This window comes from Campylobacter sp. 2457A (genome assembly GCF_020135895.1).
Classification (GTDB): domain Bacteria; phylum Campylobacterota; class Campylobacteria; order Campylobacterales; family Campylobacteraceae; genus Campylobacter_D; species Campylobacter_D taeniopygiae.
Genome location: NZ_JACHTO010000064.1, coordinates 1 through 1,251 on the forward strand (window position 1 = coordinate 1; position 1,251 = coordinate 1,251).

The 1,251-nt window shown below is 26.5% G+C and carries 1 protein-coding gene; it reads left to right on the forward strand.

The window, feature by feature from the left end:
• Window positions 1-1,129 (forward strand): Cj0814 family flagellar-dependent secreted protein (locus H2280_RS08305; protein ID WP_337216244.1); only part of this gene is annotated, 1,129 nt, incomplete at its 5' end.
• Between the last annotated feature and the right edge of the window lie 122 nt (window positions 1,130-1,251).

Sequence of the window (1,251 nt, forward strand, 5' to 3'; positions counted from 1 at the left end):
TAACAATAATAATATCAATAAGAATTATTACACTAAAACAAATTCTCCTAATTATAATATATCTAGTGAATTTAAAAACTCTATTTATACTTTAAAATTCAAACAAGCAGATATAAGTAATAATACTTCTACCAATACAGCCTATGGTTATAGTGTAGATAAAGATGGTTATATGGGAGAAGACTTTAATGAAGCTGCAGGATTACCAAAAGATTTTAAGATACATAAATCTACTTTGGATGAGATAGAGAGATATAATGAAGCACAGCATCAAAACATAAAGGATCAATTAGGAATTTCTCATTATTTTACAAATATAGATATGGCAAATACCATTAAACAATACTATAATCAATTTAATCAAATTATAAATCATGCTTTTAACGATACCAATAAAACAAGTTTTAGTGAAGCAGATTTAAATAGTTTGCCTAAAGGTTACATTTCTATTGGGTATAAAGGATTAGATTTTTCAGATCAATCCAACCCTTATAATGCATTAGGATTGGTTGATCATTCTAATACAAAAATAACTAATATTTTCAAAACAGATGATGAATTTCATGAAGCTCAAGCAATACAAATGGGAATAATAGGTATTAATTTTTATCCTCAAAAGTTAAACTTATCAATTCAAAGTTTATCACAAGGGGCTTTAACAGAAGGTGGTTTTAATCCTGATATGTCAGTTTATCCAAAAAATGAAAATGGAACTTATTCTAAAGAAAATTTATTTGTAGCTTTTTTAAAATCAGAAGGTGGATATGTAGTTGCAGGAAAAAATACAACAATTGCACTACAGGCAATGAATTACAATCTTAATGTTGCTAAACAAAGTGTACCAAAATATTCTGATATAAATTTAGATGACATCATGACAGGCAAAGTTGATTTTGCAAGTTTATTAAAAGGCTATGCACAAGATGGTTGGCTTGACGCAGATATTTATGCAATGGAAAAAGGAGTTAAATGGCAAAATTCTGTTATAGGTTATGGTGGAGCTTGGTTTGATAATCAGTTTAATCAAGCAAAAGCTAATGGCTGGAAAGCAAGTAGTGAAAGTATCAATTCTTATGTTGGATCTATAATGGATAGATTAAATAATCTCATAGGACAAACTAGAGTTTGATAAATTTTTAAGATAAATAAACTTATTTATCTTAAATTGAATTATAAATTCTAATTTTTTACCAATTTACACATTATCATTAAACATATTAAAAAATAAAAAACTTTTAAACTTATCTAAAG